Annotated in this window: 12 protein-coding genes; 4 read left to right on the forward strand and 8 right to left on the reverse strand. The window is 71.2% G+C overall.

Annotated elements, in window-relative coordinates:
* The first annotated feature begins 375 nt into the window (after nucleotides 1–375).
* Nucleotides 376–1,383 (forward strand): LacI family DNA-binding transcriptional regulator, encoded by a 1,008-nt coding sequence (locus tag BN159_RS13350; protein ID WP_015657511.1) that lies wholly within the window; start codon nucleotides 376–378, stop codon nucleotides 1,381–1,383.
* A gap of 68 nt (nucleotides 1,384–1,451) precedes the next feature.
* Nucleotides 1,452–3,503, forward strand: coding sequence for a glycoside hydrolase family 31 protein (locus tag BN159_RS13355; RefSeq protein ID WP_015657512.1), 2,052 nt, complete (start codon nucleotides 1,452–1,454; stop codon nucleotides 3,501–3,503).
* 72 nt (nucleotides 3,504–3,575) lie between these two features.
* Here the strand turns inward: BN159_RS13355 and BN159_RS13360 are convergent, their stop codons facing one another.
* The 5 genes from BN159_RS13360 to BN159_RS13380 all read right to left on the reverse strand — a co-directional run bounded on the left by BN159_RS13360 (nucleotide 3,576) and on the right by BN159_RS13380 (nucleotide 11,548).
* Entirely contained in the window at nucleotides 3,576–5,843 is a 2,268-nt protein-coding gene (locus BN159_RS13360; protein ID WP_015657513.1) for a glycosyl hydrolase family 95 catalytic domain-containing protein, read from the reverse strand.
* Nucleotides 5,840–7,813, reverse strand: coding sequence for a beta-galactosidase (locus tag BN159_RS13365; protein ID WP_015657514.1), 1,974 nt, complete (start codon nucleotides 7,811–7,813; stop codon nucleotides 5,840–5,842). The genes BN159_RS13360 and BN159_RS13365 overlap by 4 nt, the downstream gene beginning before the upstream one ends.
* 61 nt (nucleotides 7,814–7,874) lie before the next feature.
* Complete coding sequence (locus BN159_RS13370) at nucleotides 7,875–8,807, reverse strand: carbohydrate ABC transporter permease (RefSeq protein ID WP_015657515.1); 933 nt, start codon at nucleotides 8,805–8,807, stop codon at nucleotides 7,875–7,877.
* On the reverse strand, nucleotides 8,804–9,838 hold the full coding sequence (locus tag BN159_RS13375) for an ABC transporter permease (RefSeq protein ID WP_015657516.1): 1,035 nt from the start codon (nucleotides 9,836–9,838) through the stop codon (nucleotides 8,804–8,806). The genes BN159_RS13370 and BN159_RS13375 overlap by 4 nt, the downstream gene beginning before the upstream one ends.
* 27 nt (nucleotides 9,839–9,865) lie before the next feature.
* Nucleotides 9,866–11,548, reverse strand: coding sequence for an extracellular solute-binding protein (locus BN159_RS13380; protein WP_015657517.1), 1,683 nt, complete (start codon nucleotides 11,546–11,548; stop codon nucleotides 9,866–9,868).
* Nucleotides 11,549–11,871: 323 nt separating this feature from the next.
* On the opposite strand from BN159_RS13380, the gene BN159_RS13385 reads away from it, so the two are divergent.
* Nucleotides 11,872–14,688, forward strand: a complete 2,817-nt coding sequence (locus BN159_RS13385; RefSeq protein ID WP_015657518.1) for a glycoside hydrolase family 3 C-terminal domain-containing protein — start codon at nucleotides 11,872–11,874, stop codon at nucleotides 14,686–14,688.
* Nucleotides 14,689–14,760: 72 nt separating this feature from the next.
* Here BN159_RS13385 and BN159_RS13390 read toward each other — a convergent pair whose 3' ends face one another.
* From BN159_RS13390 to BN159_RS13400, 3 genes are all read right to left on the reverse strand, one after another.
* A complete protein-coding gene (locus BN159_RS13390; RefSeq protein ID WP_015657519.1) occupies nucleotides 14,761–16,206 on the reverse strand; it encodes an aldehyde dehydrogenase family protein in 1,446 nt (481 codons plus the stop codon).
* Nucleotides 16,207–16,342: 136 nt separating this feature from the next.
* Nucleotides 16,343–18,049, reverse strand: coding sequence for a PucR family transcriptional regulator (locus tag BN159_RS13395; RefSeq protein ID WP_015657520.1), 1,707 nt, complete (start codon nucleotides 18,047–18,049; stop codon nucleotides 16,343–16,345).
* A gap of 104 nt (nucleotides 18,050–18,153) precedes the next feature.
* A complete protein-coding gene (locus BN159_RS13400; RefSeq protein ID WP_041819218.1) occupies nucleotides 18,154–20,271 on the reverse strand; it encodes a hypothetical protein in 2,118 nt (705 codons plus the stop codon).
* A 240-nt stretch (nucleotides 20,272–20,511) separates the two neighbouring features.
* Between BN159_RS13400 and gabT the strand changes: the two genes are divergently transcribed.
* A complete protein-coding gene (gene gabT / locus BN159_RS13405) occupies nucleotides 20,512–21,846 on the forward strand; it encodes a 4-aminobutyrate--2-oxoglutarate transaminase (RefSeq protein ID WP_015657522.1) in 1,335 nt (444 codons plus the stop codon).
* The last annotated feature ends 59 nt before the right edge of the window (nucleotides 21,847–21,905 follow it).

The raw sequence follows: 21,905 nt of genomic DNA on the forward strand, positions 1-21,905 counted from the left end.
GGATCTTGCGGACCGAGAGTTACTGACCGGTGCTACTCGATCGTATGTACCCGATTCGCGGCGAGGTGGCCACCCCGCGTGCGGCCGTTCAGCCGATGTCGACGGAATACCTCTGGGTGTCAAGGCGTCCGGTGCCCTTGAAGACCTCGCTGGTCCTACGGTGTTGCATCGGGGGTTCCTCCCGGGGGACGGTGCGTGTAGGCCCCTCAGTGGCCTCCGACGGCGCGGGGGTTGCCGTAGCCGCCGAATTTGGTGTCGAAGCGCTTCGACAACCTATGGACACCCACTCCCGGTAGAGCTACTGTCGAACCACCCTCACCCGCCCCTATTCATTGTGCGCACTGTCGAAGCGCTTCACAAAGCTTGGAGAGCTGGATGGTCACCCTCGCCGAGGTCGCCCAGCACGCCGGAGTCTCGGCGAGCACGGTGAGCTATGTCCTCAGCGGCAAGCGGTCCATCTCCGCGACCACCCGGCACCGGGTCGAGCAGAGCATCCGCGAGCTGGGCTACCACCCGAACGCGGGTGCGCGGGCGCTGGCCAGCAGCAGGTCGAACATCATCGCGCTGATGATCCCGCTGCGCACCGACATGTACGTGCCGGTGATGATGGAGATCGCCATCGCGGTGGCCACCACCGCGCGCACCCATGGCTACGATGTCCTGCTGCTCACCGGCGAGGAGGGTCCGGACGCGGTGCGCCGGGTCTCCGGCAGCGGGCTCGCGGACGCGATGATCCTGATGGACGTCGAACTCGACGACGAGCGGCTGCCGTTGCTGCGGGCCGCCGGACAGCCGGCCGTGCTGATCGGGCTGCCCTCCGACACCTCCGGGCTGACCTGCGTCGATCTCGACTTCCGGGCGACCGGCGCACTGTGCGTGCAGCATCTGGCGGGGCTCGGGCACCGCGACATCGCTGTCATCGGCGAGGCCCCCGCGGTCTATGAACGGCACACCGGCTTCGCCGAGCGCACCCTCGACGGACTGCGCTCCGGCGCCCAGGAGTCGGGCGTACGGCTGCTGCACCGGCCGTGCGAGGGCGGCTACGACGCGATGGCCGTCACCCTCGCCCGGGTCTTGGACGAACGCCCCGGCACCACGGGGTTCGTGGTGCAGAACGAGTCGGCCGTGGAGCCGCTGCTCGCCCTGCTGCGCCAGCAGGGCCGGGCGGTGCCGGAGGACGTGTCGGTGGTCGCGATCTGCCCCGACCAGGTCGCGACCCAGGCGTCGGTGCGGCTGACCTCCGTCTCCATCCCGGCCCAGGAGATGGGCCGGCAGGCCGTGGAGCACCTCGTCGCGAAGCTGGACGGACGCGGCGCGGACGAGGTCGTGCTCCTCGCCCCCGAACTGACGGTCCGGGCGAGCTCGGGACCGGCCGCTTCCTGACCCGTACGTCCCCCGAGCGGCCCCTGCGGGGGGCGGCTTCCCCCTGCCATCGTTCAGGAGTTCGCCTCGTGAATCAGCCTGCCGAAAATCAAGCGAAGGTCAGCCTGGCTCAGTCCTCCCCCACGGTCGGCACGTTCCGTGAGCGGGACGGCGCGCTGGAGTGGAGCGGCCGCCAGGAGACCGTACGGGTGGAACCGTGGGGTCCCGACGGGGCGCGGGTGCGGGCCCGGCTCGGCGGGCCGGTGCTGGAGGGGCTGCCGGGCGCGCTGCTCGACGACGCCCCGCCGACCTCCTCCACCGTCAAGATCGAGGACGGACGGGGGCAGTTGACCGTCGGCGCGCTCACCGTCGACATCGACGCCGAGGGCCTGATCCGCTTCCTGCGCACGGCGGACGGCGAGGAACTGCTCGCCGAGGAGCGCGCCCACTTCTGGTGGCCGGGACCGCGGCTGTACACGGCGGTCGGCAACGGCCACCACCGTCTGGAGCAGCGCTTCGCCGCCTACGACGACGAGAGGCTGTACGGCCTCGGCCAGCACCAGCACGGCCGGCTCGACCAGAAGGGCCTGGTCCTGGACCTGGTCCAGCGCAACGCCGAGGTCGGCATCCCGGTGCTGGTCTCCAGCCGCGGCTACACCCTGCTGTGGAACAACCCGGCGATCGGCCGGGTGGAGCTGGCGCACAACGGCACGCGCTGGGTGGCGGACTCGGCCCGCCAGATCGACTACTGGATCACCGCGGGCGACCCGGCCGACGGCCAGCGCCGCTACAGCGCGGTGACCGGCCGTACGCCGATGCTGCCCGAGTGGGCCGCCGGGTTCTGGCAGTGCAAGCTGCGCTACCGCACCCAGGACGAACTCCTCGCCGTGGCAAGGGAGTACAAGCGCCGCGGGCTCCCGCTGTCCGCGATCGTCTGCGACTTCTTCCACTGGACGCATCTCGGCGAGTGGAAGTTCGACCCGAAGGAGTGGCCCGACCCGGCGGCGATGGTCCGTGAACTGGACGAGCTGGGCGTCAAGTTGGTCGTGAGCGTCTGGCCGTCGGTGTCCCCGCTGTCCGAGAACCACCCGGTGATGGAACAGCGTGGCTGGTTCATCGGCACCCAGTACGGCCCGATGGCCCACGCCGACTGGCCGGACAAGGAGGTCGCCTCCACCGTGCAGGTGGCCTTCTACGACGCCACGAACCCGGAGGCACGGGAGTTCGTGTGGTCGAGGATCCGCGACAACTACCTGATCCCGTACGGCATCACGGCCTTCTGGCTGGACGCCTGCGAGCCGGAGCTGAAGCCCGGCTTCCCGGAGAACCTGCGTTACTGGGCGGGCCCCGGCCTGGAGGTCGGCAACCTCTACCCGCTGGAGAACTCCCGCACGTTCCACGAGGGCCTGCACGCCTCCGGCGAGACCGAGGTGGTGACCCTCAACCGCTCGGCGTGGGCGGGCAGTCAGCGTTACGGCGCCGCCCTGTGGTCCGGTGACATCGGCACCGACTTCCCGACCCTGCGCCGCCAGATCGCGGCCGGCCTCAACACCGCGCTGTCCGGCATCCCTTGGTGGAACACCGACATCGGCGGCTTCCACGGCGGCGACCCGGAGGACCCGGCGTACCGCGAGGTCATGGTCCGCTGGTTCCAGTTCGGGGCGGTGTCCCCGCTGATGCGGCTGCACGGCTTCCGCGACCCCGGGATGCCGCTGGGCCCTGACATGACCGGCGGCCCCAACGAGGTCTGGTCGTACGGCGAGGAGGCCGGGACGATCCTGGAGCGGTATCTGGGACTGCGCGAGCGGCTGCGGCCGTACGTCCTGGACGTGATGCGCGAGGCGCACGAGGAGGGGCTGCCGGTGATGCGGCCGCTGTTCCTGGAGTTCCCGGAGGACCACGGCTGCTGGGGGGTCGACGACGCCTATCTGCTCGGCCGGGACCTACTGGTGGCACCGGTGCTGACGGCGGGCGCCACGGCCCGGACGACGTATCTCCCGGCGGGCGCGCGCTGGACCGACGCGTGGACCGGGCGGACGTACGAGGGCGGCGCCTGCGTGACGGTCGACGCGCCGCTGGACCGTATCCCGCTGTTCCTGCGGGACGGGGCGCGGCTGCCGATCGCCGAGATCGCCGAATGACGTGTGCGGCCGGTCCCCGTGGGGGAGGGACCGGCCGCACGGCTTCGAGTCCGAGGTGCGCAGGAACGGGAGTTACCACGTCCCCTGGGTGAGGACGTGGTCTTCTCCGGCGACGAGGTCGAGCGGTCGCGCGCCGGTGGAAGTCCTGAGCTCGACACGGACGGTCCGGGTGGGGCGGATCCGTGCGGTCACCGTGTCGGGGGTCCAGGTGAGGTCGATCTCGGCGCCGAACCGGGTGCGGATTCCGCGCAGTCGACCCTGCGGGTACGCCCGCGGTTGCGCGGGGAGCAGGACCAGTCGGCCGGGGGTGGACTGGACGAGCGACTCGATCAGCACCGCGGGCAGGGTGTGGGCGGCGTCCGCGTTGTAGACGTCGCGGTTCGGGTAGTGGGCGCTCATCAGGGAGGCGTGGAAGAAGTCTCCGTCCAGGACCTGGCCGAGGGCATGGGCGACGCGTTCGCCGTCGCGCAGGCGGGCGGCGACCAGGGCGTGGTGGAGGTGGCCGTGCGCGGAGTCGTTCTCGGCGCCGCGGAGTTCGAGGGCGCGGTGGGCGGCTCGGGCGAGGGCGGGGGTGTCGTAGGGGTTGATCTCGTCGAGGGGCCAGACGGCGTAGAGGTGGCTGAGGTGGCGGTGGTCGTAGGTGTCGGCCAGCCCCGGGCGGGCCCATTCGGCGAGGGCGCCTTCGTCGTTGATCCGGTGCGGGGGGAGTCTCTTGGCGAGGGCTCGCCAGCGGGCGGCGTGCTCCGGGTGGTACCTGGCTGCCGTGAGCAGTGCGTGTCTGGCCGCCGAGAGGTCCATGGCCGCGTTGACGGTGCCCCAGCCTGCGTTCGCGGGGCGGTTCTCGGGTGAGTAGGAGGGGACGACGATCAGGTGTCCTGTGTCGTCGGTGCGGGTGAGGAAGTCCTCGTAGAACTGGGCGACTTCGGCGAGCAGGGCGGCGGTGCGTGGATCGTGGGTGCCGTGTGTCTCGTCGTGCTCGACGAGTGGGCCGAGCAGCCAGTCGGCGCCCGCGGTCCACAGGTGGAGCGGGTATTCGCGGCTGAAGTGGTAGACGTGCCCGGACTCGCCGTCGGTGTGGGCGGGGGCGACCACTCCACGGGTGCCGAAGATCGCGCGGGCGTTGTCGCGCCAGTGCTCCGACTGGCCGTGGATCAGGCCGGCGTGGGCCTCGGTGACCTCCGGGAGCGCGGCCGCTGCGGCCGACGCGATCTGGAGGTTGAGGTTGGCGTCGGTGGTGAAGGCGCCGGACCAGGCCGTGTTCCAGTCGCCGGTCCACAGGCCGACCAGGCGGGGCGGGAGGAGGCCGCTGCTGGAGAGCAGGTGGTAGCGGCCGGCTGCGAAGAGGCGTTCCAGAAGGGCCGGGCTTCGGGTCTCCTTGAGGAGTTCGGAGCCGGGGAGGGCGCGTTCTTCCGGGGCGGCGGCGAGGTCGAGGGTGACTCGTTCGTAGGCGGTGCGGTGCAGGGGTAGGTGGCGGGCGAGGAGGGTGTCGTAGTGGTGCTCGGTGCCGGTTTCGGCATCGGCTTCGGCACCGGCTTCGGCTTCGGCTTCGGCTTCGGTGAGCAGGGCGCTGAGGGCGCGGCCCTCCTCGATCGCGTCGATCTCGCCGGTGTGCCGGTGGACGCGGGTGAGCAGCAGGACCGAGGCGGCGCCTTCGACGCGCAGGCCGGGCGGTACGAGGGACGGGGTGCCGCCGGTGACGACGGCGAGGGTGACTCCGGTGTAGGCGCGGTCGCTCTCCGGGTAGCGGGCACGCAGGCTCAGCAGGGCGCCCTCGGGGGTGAGCAGGGCGCCCTGGCCGACGCCGAGGCCGTCGGGGGCGCCGGGGAGGCGGTGGTCGAGGGCGATGTCGAGGCGCGAGCCCTTGGTGGTGACCCGTTGGACGATCACTTCGTCGGCGCGGGAGACGAAGACCCGGCTGCTCCAGCCCACCGATACGGCTGTCGTCTCCCCGGTGGTGAAGTCGACGGAGCGCAGGTAGCCGTCGTGGCCCTCGCCGGGCGATCTGCGCAGCCGTATCTGGAAGGCGGGGTGGAAGGGCTGTACCCATTGCATGGGGCGGCCGTCGGTGAAGTCCTCGGCGGCGGTGGTGTCGCCCGCGAGCAAACGGTCCTGGAGGCCGGGGAGTTGGGCGGCCAGCTCGGGAGGGCGGGCGGTTTCGCTGCCGTTCGGGCGGACGAGGGTGTGCTGGGTGACGATGACGCGATCGCCGTTCGGATCTCCGAACACAAGGGCGCCGTGGTGGCCGTTGCCGCTGAGGAAGGCGTCCTCCCAGCGGGCGGCGGGGGCGGGTTCCCAGGTGCCGTGGACGGGGGTGTCGGTTCGGGCTCGGGCATCGCTCATGGCTTCAGCACCGCCGCTCCGTAGCGGCCGAGGGTGATCTCGTCGGCGACGGTCGCGCCGGTCAGCAGGTCGCGGTGGGTGCCGGGGACGGGGACGGTGACCGGCTCGCGGGCGTGGTTGAGCAGGAAGAGAGCCTCGCCGCGGCGGACGGCCTCGACCTGCGGGGGCAGCCCGTCGAGCACCGGGCGGACACCGGCCTGCGCGGCGATACGGCTGAGCAGCTCGCGCAGATCGGACGGCTCGGGAAGCGTGGAGACGTACCAGGCGCGGCCGGATCTCAATACAGCCGGCAGGCCGTCGAGTTCACCGCCCTTGTAGGCGGCCACGGTCTCGGCGCCGTCGGCGACCCGCTCGATCTCCTCCGACCAGAGCGTGCCGCGGAACCCCTCGCACTCCACGCGCTCCCTCTCCTCCAGCGGCCACCACTCGTGCAGCGTGCGGATCCCGAACAGCTCCCGCAGCCGGGCGTCCATGCCGCCGGGGCGCACCCGGTCGTCCTCGTCGGCGACGCCGGTGAGGAAGCCGGAGACGAGGGTGCCACCCTGGTGGACGTAGGCGAGGAGGTTGTCGATCGCGGAATCGGTGAGGGCGTACAACTGCGGGACGACGACCAGCTTGTACGCGGTCAGGCCGTGCTCGGGGTGGGCGAAGTCGGCGGTGAGGTGGGACTCCCACAGGGCTCGGTGCCAGGCGGTGAGGACCTGCGGATGATCGACCTCGGTGGACAGCCGCCCTTCGTGCGCTCCGGCCCACCAGGAGTGCCAGTCGTGCAGGATCGCAAGGTCGTTGGCGGTGTGCGTGCCCGCCACCTCGGGGCCGATGCCGGCGAGTTCGGCGCCGATCCGCTGGATCTCCTGGTACGTACGTCCCTGCTCCCCCGCGTGGCTGACCATCCCGGAGTGGAACTTCTCGGCGCCCTGGCGGGACTGGCGCCACTGGAAGTAGCAGACGGCGTCGGCGCCCCGGGCCACCGCTTGGAGCGACCAGAGCCGGTTGAGGCCCCGTGGCTTGGGGTGGTTGACGCCCCGCCAGTTCACCGGGCCCGCCGCCTGCTCCATCAGCATCCAGGGGCCGCGGGCCTGGGAGCGGGTCATGTCCTGGACGAGGGCGGCGTGTTGGGCGCCGAGCGGATCGCGGGGGTCGGGGTAGAGGTCGACCGAGACGACGTCCTCCTCCTCGGCCCAGCGCCAGGCGTCCTGACCGGCCCACAGCGGCATGAAGTTGGTGGTGACCGGGGGGTGGGGGGTGTGCCGGCGGACGATGTCGCGCTCGGCGAGATAGCACTCCAGGAGCATGTCGGAGGTGAACCGCTTGAAGTCGAGCACCTGGGCGGGGTTGCGCAGGTAGTGGGCGTGGCGCGGGGTGTGGACCTCGGCCCAGTCGCCGTAGCCCTGGCTCCAGAAGGCGGTGCCCCAGGCGGTGTTGAGGGCGTCGAGGGTGCCGTACCTGCGCTGGAGCCAGGTGCGGAAGCGGGCGGCGGCCTGGTTGCTCCAGTCGTAGGTGCAGTACTCGTTGTTGATGTGCCACATCGTGAGGGCGGGGTGGTTCGCGTAGCGGGCGGCGAGGTCCTCGGTGATGGCGGCGGCGTGGCGGCGGTAGGTGGTGCTGGAGTGCGAGAAGTGCTGGCGGCCGCCCCACCATTCGGTGCGGCCGTCCTGGTCGACGGGGAGGGTGTCGGGGTGGAGGCGGCCGAGCCAGGGCGGGGGTGAGGCGGTGGGGGTGGCGAGGACGACGCCGATGCCGTTGCCGTGCATCAGGTCCATGAGCCGGTCGAGCCAGGCGAACTCCCTTGCGCCGGGCACGGGTTCGAGCTTCGCCCAGGAGAACACGCCGAGGGTGACGGAGTTGACCCCGGCGGCCTTCATCAGCCGGACGTCCTCGTGCCAGGTCTCCTCGGGCCACTGCTCGGGGTTGTAGTCGCCGCCGAAGAGGATGCGGCCGCGGGTGGCATCGGCGAGGGTCGGCTTCACATCTGCTCCCCGTACTGGATCACAACGCGTACCTCGCTCTGGGAGAAGGAAGTGACGGCACTCAGCCCTTCACCGCCCCCGTCAGCATCCCCTTCTTGAAATGCCTCTGTACGAAGGGCGAAAGAACAGCCACCGGAAGCAACGCCATCACCATGACCGCCATCTGCACAGCCAGCCCCGACAGTTGCCCCGTCTTGATCGCCTGCCCCAGACCCACCGGCGCCTCCTGCTTCTGCACCAGCTGAATCATCACGTTCTGGAGCGGCATCATGTCCTGGTCGTTGAGATACAGCGAGGCGTTGAACCACGCACTCCAGTACCCGACCGCGTAGAACAGCGTGATCACCGCGACGACGGCCCGGGACAGGGGAAGGATGATCTGCCAGAGGATCCGGAAATCCCCCGCCCCGTCGATCCGCGCACTGTCGGTCAGCTCCTGCGAGATCCCCATGAAGAACCCGCGCAGCACAAGGATGTTGAAGACACTGATCGCGCTCGGCAGGATCAGTGCGAGATAGCTGTCCGTCAGCCCGAGCGTCTGCACCAGCAGATACGTCGGGATCAGACCGGCACTGAAGAACATCGTCGCCAGCAGCGTCATCAGGATCCACCGGTGCCCGAGCGACCCGCTGCGCGAGAGCCCGTACGCGCACAGCACGGACACCGTCATCGAGAACCCCGTACCGACAAGGGTCACGAGCACGCTGACGATCGTCGCGCGCGTCACCTGCCCGCCGCTGAGCAGTTCCTCGTAGGCGATGAAGGTGATGTCCTTCGGCACCATCACCAGGCCCCCGGCCTCGTCGATGGTCTCGCGCGTGGACAGGCTGGTGACGATGACGATCCAGAGCGGGAACAGGATGGCGAGGCAGGCCAGACCGAGGACGACCGCCTTGCTCGCGAGGCCGGCCCTGGTCGGCGCCTCCTCCCAGACCGGCCGCGGCGGGGCGGCCCAGCGGCGCCGTACCGGCGGCTTCTCGATGACCGTGGTCACTTCTTGTACACCCCCTGCTCGCCCATCAGATGGGCCACCTTGTTCGCGGCCAGGACGAGTCCGATGCTGATGACGCCCTTGACGAGTCCGGCGGCGGCCGCGTACCCGAAGTCCTGGTTACGGACGCCGTTCCACCACACGAAGGTGTCGAGGACTTCCGCGGCGCCCGGTCCCACGGCGTCCCGTTGGAGCAGGATCTGTTCGAAGCCGACGGTCAGGGCGTCGCCGACGCGCAGCACCAGCAGCAGTGCGATCACCGGGCGCAGCGCGGGCAGCGTGACATGCCACATGCGGCGCCAGCGGCTCGCGCCGTCCATCGCGGCGGCCTCGTACAGATCGGGGCTGACCGCGGCGAGCGCGGCGAGGAAGACGATGATCCCCCAGCCGGCGTCCTTCCACACCGCCTGCGCGGTGACCAGGAACTTGAAGGTGTTCGGGTCGGTCATGATGTCGAGCCCGTCGTACCCGTGGTCCCGCAGCAACTGCGACAACAGCCCGGCGCCGCCGAGGAGTTGCTGGAAGACCGCGATCACCAGCACCCACGAGAAGAAGTGCGGCAGGTAGAGCACGGCCTGTGCGACCGCCCGCACCCGGGGCCTGACCACGCTGTTGATGAGCAGCGCGAGCAGGACCGGGATCGGGAAGAACAGCACGAGTTGGAGGAAGAACAGGACCAGGGTGTTCCGGACGGCCTGCCAGAAGGCGGAGTCCTCGAAGATCCGCTGGAAGTTCTCCACGCCCACCCAGGGGCTGTGCAGGATGGACACGGCGCCGTTGTCGCTGATGTAGGGGTCGTAGTCCTGGAAGGCGACCACATTGCCGAGGATCGGCACGTAGTTGAAGAGCAGGACCAGGGCGACGGCCGGCAGGGTCATCAGGAGCAGGACGCGGTCGCGTCTGAACCTGTGCCGCAGACTCAGCTTCCCCGAAGGTGGTTTCCCACCGGATCCGATGGTGTCGTCCGACGCCACCGGGGACTTTGCCGTCGTGTCGGCCTCGGCCGTGCTCCGAGGCACCGTGCTGTGGGACACGGCCGTTCTCCTTGCCTCGGTGCCCGGTCAGTTGGCCGCGGAGCCGTTCTCGTCGAGGATCTGCTTGTACCAGTCGCGCAGCTTGTCGCCGCCCTTGCTCTTCCAGTCGGACACGGCCTGCTGCATGTCGCTGATCTTCTTGCGGCCGCGGACGATGTCGTCCTCCAGCTGCTCGAAGTCGTTGGAGAGGTTGGTGTAGCGGCTCGGCTCGGTGATCTGCATGCCGTAGAAGGCGGACTTCTTGGTGAAGGCGCCCATCCGCTGCTGCCACTCGACCTGGCCCTTGGCGACGTCGGGGAAGTCGGGGTGGGCGATGGTCGCGGCGGGGCTCGCCACCATGACGTAGGCGTTCAGGACCTCGAGGTTGCCCTGGTCGGTCTTGGTGGGGACGCCGTCCTTGACGGTGTAGTGAGTGCCCTCCACACCGTAGTTGGTCATCATGTACTCCTTGGTGCCGTACGGCGCCGCGGTGACGTTGGCGACGGCGAGCACCTCGCGGACGACCGACTCGGAGGCCTTCTCGTTGACGAAGGCGAAGATGCCGGCGGGCTGTTCGGCCCACATGGCCGGGTTGCCGCCGTCGTGGCCCCAGACGTCCATACCCCAGATCTTGAAGTCCGGGTTGGACACGGCCTGTTCGGCGGTGCGGCTCCACCACTGGGAAATGTTGTTCGGGTAGATCAGGAACTCGCCCTTGGCGAACTTGGGGCCGGGGTCGGGGGCGTTCTTGCCCATCTTGGAGTCGGGGTGGACGACGCCCGCCTCGAAGAGCTTGCGGGACCACTCCAGCGCTTCGAGGTACTCCTCGGTCTCGATGCGGTAGATCAGCTTGCCGTCGGCCATGTTCCAGCCGAGCGGCTTCTCGCTGCCGGAGAGCACGCCGAAGGCCTGGAAGGCCGTCCACTTCATGTCCATGCACGCCCAGCGCCTGGCCTTGGCGTTGGTGATGTCCTTGGCCAGCGCCATGAACTCGTCGCAGGACTTGGGGACTTCGTAGCCCTCCTCGTCGAAGATGTCCTGGCGGTACAGGGGCACGATGCTCGGCGCCCACGGGGACGGCATCGGCAGTCCGCGCAGTTTGCCGCCGAAGATGGAGCGCTGCCAGGCGTCCGTGGGGATCGCGGCGAGGTTCGGGAACTCCTTGACCTTGTCCCCGGAGAGATAGGGGCCCAGGTCGGCGAACTTGCTGATGATCGCGGTGGGTATCTTGCCGTTCATGTTCCAGCCGGGGACGACCACCACGTCCGGTACGTCGCTGGAGGCGAGCACCGCGCCGAGCTTCTGCTCGTAGGTGTTGCCGTCCTGGTTCTGCCACTGGACGTCGACGCCGATCACGTCGTTCATCGCCTTGTAGTAGGCGTTGTCGCTCTTCGGCGGGGAGCCCCAGAACGGCGACATGATGGTGACCTTGCCGCCCTTGCCGAGCGGCTTGGGCACCGAGGTCTTCAGGGCGGAGAGCTCCAGCTTGCCGGTGAAGCCGACCGCGGAGCCGTTCCGGGCGGGGATGTCCGGCACGACCACGTTGCCGGCGACGTAGGCCGGGAGGATCTTCTTGGCGTCCTTGCCCGAGGTGGTGCCATCGCGCGAGCCGCTGTTCGAGTCGCCGCACGCGGCGAGCAGCGGCATTCCTCCGGCGACCGCTGCGGCGGCGACCGCCGAGGAGGCGAGGAAGCTTCTCCGGCTGGGCGCGGAGGAGGCGTTCGGCGTCATTGCGTCAACCCTTCATGGCGCACCTGGACACCCGGCGGAGGGCCGTCGGCTGCGGTGTCGTAAGTAACTGGCCGAGCTGAAGCAGAGCTCCGACGGTATGTGTGCGGAACGCAGTCGAAGCGCTTCGATGTTGCTGTGAGGTTAAGTGAACACCCAGGGGCACACAAGAGTCGTTCCCAAGATTCCTCCGCTGCACAAGACCGGACCTTTTCTGTGCGCCGCTTGAAATGACGGTGTTGATCTCTTGACACCTACCCCTGCGCCGAATGAGCATCGAAGCGCTTCGAAAGCGTCAAGCCGATCCATCGCAAGGGGATCCCCACGTGACCGCACACACTCCGCCCACTCCGCCGTTCCGCGATCGTCGACTGCCGTTCGCGAAGCGCGTCGACGATCTGCTGGCGCGGATCGGCCTCGACGAGAAGATCGGCTTCCTGCACCAGTTCGCCCCCGCCGTCGAGCGGCTCGGTGTCGCGGCCTTCCGCACCGGCCAGGAAGCGCTGCACGGCGTGGCCTGGATGGGCCCGGCGACGGTCTTCCCACAGGCGGTCGGACTCGGCGCGACCTGGAACCCGGAGCTGGTGCGCCGGGTCGGCGAGGCGGTGTCCAAGGAGACCCGCGCGATGCGCCTGAAGGACGACCGGGTGGGCCTGAACGTCTGGTCCCCGACGGTCAATCTGCTGCGCCACCCGCTGTGGGGCCGTAACGAGGAGGGCTACTCGGAGGACCCCAAGCTGACCTCGGCCATCGCCACCGCGTACACCCGGGGCCTGCGCGGCGACCATCCGCGGTACTGGCGTACCGCGCCGGTCCTCAAGCACTGGCTGGCCCACAACAACGAGACGGACCGCGACACCTCGTCCGCCTCGGTCCGCCCGCGCGTCCTGCACGAGTACGACCTGCGCGCGTTCCGCGAGACCGTCGAGGCGGGCGCGGTGGCGGGGGTGATGCCGGCGTACAACCTGGTCAACGGCCGCCCCAACCACGTATCGCCGTATCTGCGCGAGCAGTTGCGGACCTGGACCGAGGAGGAGCTGCTGGTCTGCTCGGACGCTGGCGCGCCCTCCAACCTGGTCGACTCCGAGCACTACTTCGACACGCACGAGGAGGCGACGGCGGCCGCGCTCAGGGCCGGTGTCGACAGCTTCACGGACCACGGCACGGACGGCTCGAAGATCGTCGACCGGGTGAAGAAGGCGTACGAGCAGGGCCTGTTGACCGAGGCGGACATCGACGCCGCGGTCCGCCGCCAGCTCTCGGTCCGGTTCCGCCTCGGCGAGTTCGACGACCACGCCGACACCGGCGCCTTCGACACCCCCGAACACCGCGCGCTGGCCCAGGAGGCGGCCGAGCAGGCCGTGGTCCTGCTGCGCAACGACGGCGTGCTGCCGCTGGCCCCCGACAGCCGCATCGCCGTGGTGGGGCTGCTCGCCGACGAGTGCAAACTCGACTGGTACAGCGGCACGCTGATCCACCGCTCCACCCCGCTGGAGGGCCTGTACGAGCGGTTCGGCGCCGAGCGGGTCGACTTCGCCGAGGGCGTGGACCGGGTACGGCTGCGGACGTCGACGGGAGCCTTCCTGTACGTCCGGGAAGGCGGCGCCGACGCCCCGGAAGGTGACGTCGCCTCCCTGGACCCGGCGCTGCTGGCGGGCCGCACCGATCTCCCGCCGCTGACCACCGATGACGTGGGCACCGAACTGGCGCTGGTGGAGTGGGGCGAGGGCGTCCTCACGCTGCGCGCGCCCGACGGCCGCCATCTGTCGGTCGCCGAGGACGGGTACGTACGCGCCTCCGCGGACCAGCCCGGCGGCTGGGTCGTCCAGGAGACGTTCCGGCTGGAACCGCATGGCAAGGGACACCTCCTCAGGCACATCGGCACGGGTCGCCATGTGTCAGTCGCCGCCGACGGCGTGCGGGTTGCCGAGGAGGATCCGGAAATCTTCGAGCTGGTCCTCGTCGAGCGCGGCGAGGACACGGTGGCCCGGGTGGCGGCGGGCGCCGACGTGGTCCTGGTCGTCGCCGGGAACGACCCGCACATCAACGGCCGCGAGACCGAGGACCGTACGACCCTGCGGCTGCCCACCCACCAGGAGCGGCTGCTGCGCGCGGCCCGCGCCGCCAACCCGAGGACGGTGCTGGCCCTGGTCTCCGCCTACCCCTACGCCGTCGAGCCGGGCTCGCTCTCCGCCCTGCTCTGGACGGCCCACGGCGGACAGTCCGCCGGCACCGCGCTGGCCCGCGTCCTCGCCGGTGACGTCTCCCCCGCCGGCCGCCTCCCGCAGACCTGGTACGCGAGCGACGCCGACCTTCCCGACCTGCTGGACTACGACGTGATCGGCGGCCGCCAGACGTACCTCTACTTCGAAGGCACCCCGCTCTACCCCTTCGGCCACGGCCTGTCGTACGCGTCGTTCTCCTACGGCGACCTGGCCACGCGCGTGACGGACGACGCCGTGCACATCTCCTTCTCGGTGACGAACACCGGGCGGACGACGGCCGACGAGGTCGCCCAGCTCTACACGCGCGCGGTGGACCCCTCGGTCCCGCGTCCCCGGCGCGAGCTGCTCGACCACCGCCGCGTCACCCTCGCCCCGGGCAAACGCGCCCAGCTTGCCTTCGAAGTCCCGCTGTCCGCCTTCGCGTTCTGGGATGTGGCGCACGGCCGGTGGCACCTCGACCCGGGCCCGTACGACCTGTTGGCGGGCGGCTCCAGCGAGGACGTCCGGCTGCGTACGACGGTGGTCCTCGACGGCGACCCCGTGGCACCGCGCGCGGTGCGCCAACGGGGCCTGGACGCGGCCGACTTCGACGAGCAGAGCGGCATCGGGATCGTCGACCGCACGAAGACGGCGGGCGACGCGGTGACTCCGGTCGGGGACCGGGCGGGTGAACTGCTCTACCGGGCCTGCGACTTCGGGACCGGTGTCACTGAGGTGACGGCGACGGTGGCCGGGGAGGGTTCGGTGGAGGTCTCTGTGGACGGCGGCCCGGCGCTCGCGTTCCTGACCACCGACACACCGTCAGCCCCGTACGACTACACCGCGCTCACCGCCCGCTTCACCGCCACGGGCGTCCACGACATCCACCTCAGACTGCGCGGCCCGATCCGGCTCGCGCACGTCGGCTTCTCCGGTTGAGGGTCCGGACCAGGCCGACGACGACGGCCGGAGCCCCCGCACAGTGGGCTCCGGCCGTCGTGGGCGAATGGATCAGAGGGCGAGGCCGGTCAGGACCAGGACCCGCTCGTACGTGTAGTCGTCCATCGCGAACTTGACGCCCTCGCGGCCCACACCGGACTGCTTGGCGCCGCCGTACGGCATCTGGTCGGCGCGGTAGGAGGGGACGTCACCGATGACCACGCCGCCGACCTCCAGGGCGCGGTGGGCGCGGAAGGCGGCCTGGAGGTCGTGGGTGAACACGCCCGCCTGGAGGCCGTACTTGGAGGAGTTGACGGCGGCGAAGGCCGCGGCCTCGCCGTCCACCTTCTGCACGGACAGCACCGGGCCGAAGACCTCCTCGCAGGCCAGCGTGGTGTCGGCCGGGAGGTCGGTCAGGACGGTCGGCGCGTAGGCGGCGCCGTCGCGCTTGCCGCCGGTGAGCAGCGCCGCGCCCGCCTCGACCGCCTCCTGGACCCACGCCTCGACGCGCTTGGCGGCGTCCTCGCTGACCAGCGGGCCGACGTCGGTCTTGTCGTCGGCGGGGTCACCGGTGACCTGGGCCTCGACGGCGGCGACGATGCGCGGCAGCAGCCGGTCGTAGACGGCGGCGTCGGCGATCACGCGCTGCACCGAGATGCAGGACTGGCCGCCCTGGTAGTTGGAGAAGGTCGCGATCCGGGTCGCGGCCCAGTCGAGGTCCTCGTCGCTCGCCCAGTCGCCGAGCACGACGGCCGCGCCGTTGCCGCCCAGCTCCAGCGTGCAGTGCTTGCGCGGCACCGAGTCCATGATCGCGTAGCCGACCTTCTCGGAACCGGTGAAGGAGATCACGGGCAGCCGCTCGTCCTGGACGAGGGCGGGCATCCTGTCGTTGGCGACCGGCAGGATCGACCAGGACCCGGCGGGCAGCTCGGTCTCGGCGAGCAGGTCGCCGATGATCAGGCCGGAGAGCGGGGTCGCGGGCGCGGGCTTGAGGATGATCGGCGCACCGGCCGCGATCGCGGGGGCGATCTTGTGGGCGCACAGGTTCAGCGGGAAGTTGAACGGCGCGATGCCGAGCACGACGCCCTTCGGGAAGCGCCGGGTCAGGGCGAGGCGTCCCTGGCCACCGAGGTCGGTGTCGAGGCGCTGGGCCTCGCCGCCGTTGAAGCGGCGGGCCTCCTCTGCGGCGAAGCGGAACACGGACACCGCGCGGCCGACCTCACCGCGGGCCCACTTGATCGGCTTGCCGTTCTCGGCGGAGATCAGCCGGGCGATCTCCTCGGTGCGCTCGACGAGGCGGCGGCTGACGTGGTCCAGGGCGGCGGCCCGTACATGCGCCGGGGTGGCGGCGAACTCGTCCCGCACGGCGTACGCGGCGGCCACGGCCTCCTCGACCTGGGCGTCGGTCGGCACGCTCACCTTGCCGACGACCCGGCCGTCCCACGGCGAGGTGACGTCGAAGGTGTCCTCGCCGGAGACCTGGCGGCCGGCGAGCCAGAAGGCGTGGGTGGAAGTCATGTGTGAGTCCCGGCCCTTCCGCGTTGGGGGTGGGTGTTCCTTGGTTCGGGATCCACGGTAGGGGCGCGGGGGCCGTGTGGCGTTTGTCCGAGTCGTAGTAGTGCCGGTGGGCGGTGCTACGGATTGGCGCTATGGACTACTCGCCCGACGTCGCCTTCAGCGCCAGCCACAGCTCCATCCGTACGTCCGGGTCGTCCAGGGAGCGCCCGAGGATCTCCTCGACGCGCCGCATCCGGTAGCGCAGGGTGTGCCGGTGGACGCCGAGGTCGGCGGCGGCCGCGTCCCACTGACCGTGCCGGGACAGCCACGCCCGCAGGGAGGCGACCAGGTCGCCGCGGCCGGTCGCGTCGTGTTCGTGCAGCGCCCGCAGCAGCCCGTCCGCGAATGCCTTCACGGCGTCGTCCGCGAGCAGCGGCAGCACCGATCCGGCGGCCAGTCGCTCGTGCTCCACGAAGACCCGCCCGCGGCGCCGGGCCACCGACAGTGCCTGCTCGGCCTGTTTGTAGGCGGCGGCAGCGGCGATCGGGCCGGCCGGGGCGGAGAGCCCCACGACCAGTTCGTCCTCCTCGCCCACCGCTGTCTCCCGTACGGCGCCGCCCGCGCGCGCCGCCTCCAGGGCGGTCGCGTACTCCGCGCACGCGGTGACCGCGGCGCCGTCATCTGCGGCCAGCACCACCAGGCGCTCCCCCTCCGGCACCACCAGCACCGCCTCCCCGGCGCGCGCGGCGGCCGACTCGACGATCTCGGCGAGCGCGCCGAGGGGGTCGCCGTAGGCGTCGGGGGCGGCGGCGAGGGCTGCGGCCGAGGACTTGGCCGCGGTGGCCGAGGACTTCGCGCCGGCGGGCACCCGCGGCCCGTTCTCCACGGCGGCGAGCGCGGCCGACGCCGTGCCCGACACCGCCGTCGTCTCCGCGACGATCATCCGGAAGGGGGCGTCCAGCAGACCGCCGTACAGGTCCCCGGCGACCGCGCGGGCATGGTCCGGCTCCCCCGCGAGCAGCATGCGCAGCACCGCCGTGCCGACGCGCTGCTCGGCCGCGTGCAGGGATCGGGAGCGTTCCGTGGTCAGCGTGAGCAGGGCGATGGCCGAGTGGACGGCGTACCGCTCGGCGGTGCCGAGGGCGGCGGCGGTGCCGACGGCGAGCGCCGCGCGGGGCCTGCGTCCGGTGCCGAGGGAGTGCAGCTCGACGCGGTCCTCGTTCTCGGGGCCGCCGACGACCGCGGAGGCGGGCGCCGGCCGTTCCCGCAGCCGCTCCACGTCCGGCGTGAGCCGGGAGGCCCTGCGGCCCGCCCACTCGGGGGCGGTGGCGACGACGGCGCCGGAGGCGTCGTAGAGCGCGGCCCAGCCGTCGACCTGGGCGGCGAGCGCCGCGAGCAGTCCCTCGGGCCCGTGAGTCAGCGCCTGCTTGGTCAGCTCGCGCTGCGCGGCGAACCCCGCCGTCACCGCCCGGTACTGATCGGCGGCGATGGCCGCGGACACGGCCTTGCTGATGGCGAGGAACGGCGTGCGCCGCGGCACCTCCAGCAGCGGCAGCCCTTCCTCCCGAGCCGCCTCCACCAGGGCCTGAGGGATGTCCTCGTAGTTCACCCCTACGGCGAATCCGAGCCCGACGACGCCCGCGTCGGCCAGCCGCTTCACGTAACGGCGCATGACCTCGGGGTCCTCGGCGTCCAGCTTCAGCGCGGTGATCAGCAGCAGTTCCCCGCCCTCCATGTAGGGGACGGGGTCGGCGAGCTCGCTGACGTGCGCCCAGCGGACGGGCACGTCCAGCCGGTCCTCGCCCGCGCGCACGGTCAGCTTGAGCGCGGAGTGGTGGACGAGCGAGGCGAGCGTGGGGGGCATGAGGCCTTCAGGTCGGTGACTGACGTCTGCGTGATCGCTGTGATCATTTGGCCGCCACGTATGAACGGCCTATGCCGATTCTGCCTCACCGTACGGTCGCGGGGTCACTCCCGCAGATCCACCAGCAATGGCGGCGCGTGCTCACCGCGCACACTCGTCAGCGACAGCACTGCATGCCCCGGCGGCACCGCATGTGCCAACTCGGACGCCGACCACCGCTCCCGCTCGACCTGACGCACGGTGACGGCGCGCGCGGTCGGCGCCTTGCCGGTGATCACCCGCCGCACGGCGTGCAGTGCCTTCCCGGCGGGCGTCTCCGCGATGATCTGCCGGTCGGTGATGTCCCGCGCCTCGGTCCACTCCTTGCCCCACACCTCGGCGAAGTCCTGCCCGTCCCACGGCGTGAGCCCGGACAGCGCCATCCGGCACCCGGCCGCCCCGAGCAGCGGCCCGCGCAGCGGCCTGGGTACGTCGTCCAGGGTGCGCAGGGTGAGCACCGCACCGGCGTTCCCGGACCGCAGCCGCTGGATGCCCCGTACCGCCTCGGGGGTGACGACCCCGGTGGCGTCGTCGATGATCAGACAGGCGAACAGCGACCGGTCCTCGCGCACCGCGACGCTCGCCGTGAACTGGGCGAGCACCAGCCGCGCCAGCATCCGCGAAGCTTCCGCGTGCCCGCGCGCGGGCAGATCGATCCGGACCCGCACCGGGTGGTCGAGGGCCTTGAGCGAGAACGGCCGCGACTGCCCGGAGGTGTCGAAGAACCCGGCGAAGGCGGGCCGGTCCAGCAGCGCCACCCGGTCGGCGAGGACGCTCCCCACATCGCCGGGATGCGCCAACTGCCGCTCCCGGGCGTCCAGTTCCCTGAGCAGCGACTCCTGCCCGGAGCCCTCCAGCGCGGTGCGCAGGGCGGCGAGCGGGCCGGGGGCTCCGTCTAGGAGCTGGCGCAGCTCGGGCACGGACGGGAAGCGTCCGTGCACCGCCCGGAACGGGCCGAGCAGCTGCGCCAGCACGGTCGTGGAACGGCGGCTGTCGTTCCCGGGGTGCGGATCGGCGAGGTCCCCGACCAGCGCCTCGGCCAGGACGGCGGCGGCCTCGTCGGGGTCGGTGGTGCCGCCGTACAGGTCGAGGTCGTACACGGACTCCGGGTTCCCGATGCGTACGACGACGTCGTAGGCCTCGGCCGGGCCGAGCCCGGCGCCCGCGGCGCCGACCACCACGACGGCGGCGCGTCCGGCGAGCGCGTGCAGACACAGCGACTCGGCGAGCGGCCGCACGACGGTGCCGGTCTTCCCGGCCCCGGCCGGACCCACCGCGAGCAGCGAGGTGCCGAGCAGTTCGGGGCCGAGGGCGAGTCCGGTGCCGCGATAGGCGTACGGATTGCGGGTGTCGTCGGCGGTGGTGCCGAGCCGGACCTGCCCGGTCACCAGATCGTGCCGGGAGAGCCGGGTGGGCAGATCGCGTTCCCCGGAGGGGTGCAGACAGGCGGCGGCGCCGTCCTTGAGGACCGCGCCGGTGAAGGTGGCGAGGGAGTGCCGACCGCTGCGCACGCCCTGCCAAGCGCGAGTGATCCGAGCGTGGTCGACGTCCCGCATCCCCCCGGCCCTGGCCTCCCCGGCCAGCCGCTCGGCCGCGTCGACGGCTCCGGCGGCCCGTAGCTGGGGCCATTCGGCGGGGTCCTGTTCGGGGGTGGGGGGACGCACGGCCTGAGCGGCCCGCCGGGGCCAGGCGCGGGGGCCGTAGCGGCGCCAGACCTCGCCCCAGCGGCCGAGGCGGGCCACGGCGATCATGATCGCGAAGGCGATCAGGGTGTAGTAGCTGTACCAGAGGATCGCGTTGCCGACGCGGTCGTTGTTCTCCCGCCAGGAGTCCGGGGTGAACAGCTCCAGCGGCAGCACCCACCAGCCGCCGAGGTAGCCGTTCCACAGCAGCGACCAGACGAGCCAGCCGACCAGGAACGCGATCAGCGCGCCGCTCAGCAGTTGCCGTCCCGGGATCCGCTCGGGCTCCTCCTCCGGCCTCGGGCTGTGCCCGAACCGCCACACGCCCGGCAGCGCCTCCGGCCGGGGCGTGCGCAGCCAGGTCAGGAAGGCGGCGGAACCGGAACCGCCCGGCGCGCGGGTGGGCCGGGGCGGCATCGGTGGCATCTCCGGCGGTCCCGCCGGGCGCGGTACAGGGTTCGCATGCGTACCCCGTGCGTCCTGCGTCCCGTCGCTGTCCATCGCCCTTGCCCCCTGACCAGCCGTTCCGTCCACCGTCCGCGGGCCAATCTAACGCCCCCGCAAGGGGAGTTCACCGTTAGCCGCCCCGGCACGCTGGAAAGGCCCGATCCGCCGCTATGTCCATCGCGGACAACCGATTCTGTCGACAACGCCCACATGGAGCATGCCCAGGCCCCACTCGCCGTCCTAGCCTGCGAGAAAAGAGAAGACAAGCGTCCGCAAAACCCCCAGGAGCCCCTCATGACCGACCTTCCGCAGGAGCGCCGCGTCGTCACCGCCATCCCCGGCCCCAAGTCGCAGGAGCTTCAGGCCCGCCGCCTCGCCTCGGTGGCGCAGGGCGTGGGCTCCGTGCTGCCGGTGTTCACCGCGCGCGCGGGCGGCGGGATCATCGAGGACGTCGACGGCAACCGCCTCATCGACTTCGGCTCCGGTATCGCCGTGACGTCCGTCGGCGCCTCCGCCGAGGCCGTCGTACGCCGGGCGAGCGCCCAGCTCGCCGACTTCACCCACACCTGTTTCATGGTCACCCCGTACGAGGGCTACGTCGAGGTCGCCGAGGCCCTCGCCGAGCTCACCCCGGGTGACCACGCCAAGAAGTCCGCGCTGTTCAACTCCGGCGCCGAGGCCGTCGAGAACGCCGTCAAGATCGCCCGTGCGTACACCAAGCGCCAGGCCGTCGTCGTCTTCGACCACGGCTATCACGGCCGTACGAACCTCACGATGGCGCTGACCGCGAAGAACATGCCGTACAAGCACGGCTTCGGTCCGTTCGCGCCCGAGGTCTACCGGGTGCCGGTGGCCTACGGCTACCGCTGGCCGACCGGCGCGGAGAACGCCGGCCCCGAGGCCGCCGCGCAGGCCATCGACCAGATCACCAAGCAGGTCGGCGCGGAGAACGTCGCCGCGATCATCATCGAGCCGGTGCTCGGCGAGGGCGGCTTCATCGAGCCGGCCAAGGGCTTCCTGCCGGAGATCGTGAAGTTCGCCAACGCCAACGGCATCGTCTTCGTCACCGACGAGATCCAGTCCGGCTTCTGCCGTACCGGACAGTGGTTCGCCTGTGAGGACGAGGGCATCGTCCCGGACCTGATCACCACCGCCAAGGGCATCGCGGGCGGTCTGCCGCTCGCCGCCGTCACCGGCCGCGCCGAGATCATGGACGCCGCGCACGCGGGCGGCCTGGGCGGCACCTACGGCGGCAACCCGGTGGCCTGCGCCGGTGCGCTCGGCTCGATCGAGACGATGAAGGAGCTCGACCTCAACGCCAAGGCGAAGAACATCGAGGCGGTCATGAAGGCCCGCCTCGGCGCCATGGCCGAGAAGTTCGACATCATCGGCGACGTCCGGGGCCGCGGCGCCATGATCGCCATCGAGCTGGTCAAGGACCGCGCCACCAAGGAGCCGAACCCGGAGGCGACCGCCGCCCTCGCCAAGGCCTGCCACGCGGAGGGCCTGCTGGTCCTGACCTGTGGCACCTACGGCAACGTGCTGCGCTTCCTGCCGCCGCTGGTCATCGGCGAGGACCTGCTGAACGAGGGCCTCGACATCCTCGAGCAGGCCTTCTCCCGCATCTGACCCGGTACCCGACCGGTGCCTCGGGGGTCAGAGGGTGTGAAGAACGTGTGCGAGGTATC

This window comes from Streptomyces davaonensis JCM 4913, assembly GCF_000349325.1.
Classification (GTDB): Bacteria; Actinomycetota; Actinomycetes; order Streptomycetales; family Streptomycetaceae; genus Streptomyces; species Streptomyces davaonensis.

What these genes read in the sequence shown, in the direction of transcription:
- BN159_RS13350 (WP_015657511.1), top strand. Translation starts at nt 376, where the DNA reads ATGGTCACCCTCGCCGAGGTCGCCCAGCACGCCGGAGTCTCGGCGAGC.
- BN159_RS13360 (WP_015657513.1), bottom strand. Translation starts at nt 5,843, where the DNA reads ATGAGCGATGCCCGAGCCCGAACCGACACCCCCGTCCACGGCACCTGG.
- BN159_RS13380 (WP_015657517.1), bottom strand. Translation starts at nt 11,548, where the DNA reads ATGACGCCGAACGCCTCCTCCGCGCCCAGCCGGAGAAGCTTCCTCGCC.
- BN159_RS13390 (WP_015657519.1), bottom strand. Translation starts at nt 16,206, where the DNA reads ATGACTTCCACCCACGCCTTCTGGCTCGCCGGCCGCCAGGTCTCCGGC.
- BN159_RS13395 (WP_015657520.1), bottom strand. Translation starts at nt 18,049, where the DNA reads ATGCCCCCCACGCTCGCCTCGCTCGTCCACCACTCCGCGCTCAAGCTG.
- BN159_RS13400 (WP_041819218.1), bottom strand. Translation starts at nt 20,271, where the DNA reads ATGGACAGCGACGGGACGCAGGACGCACGGGGTACGCATGCGAACCCT.
- gabT (WP_015657522.1), top strand. Translation starts at nt 20,512, where the DNA reads ATGACCGACCTTCCGCAGGAGCGCCGCGTCGTCACCGCCATCCCCGGC.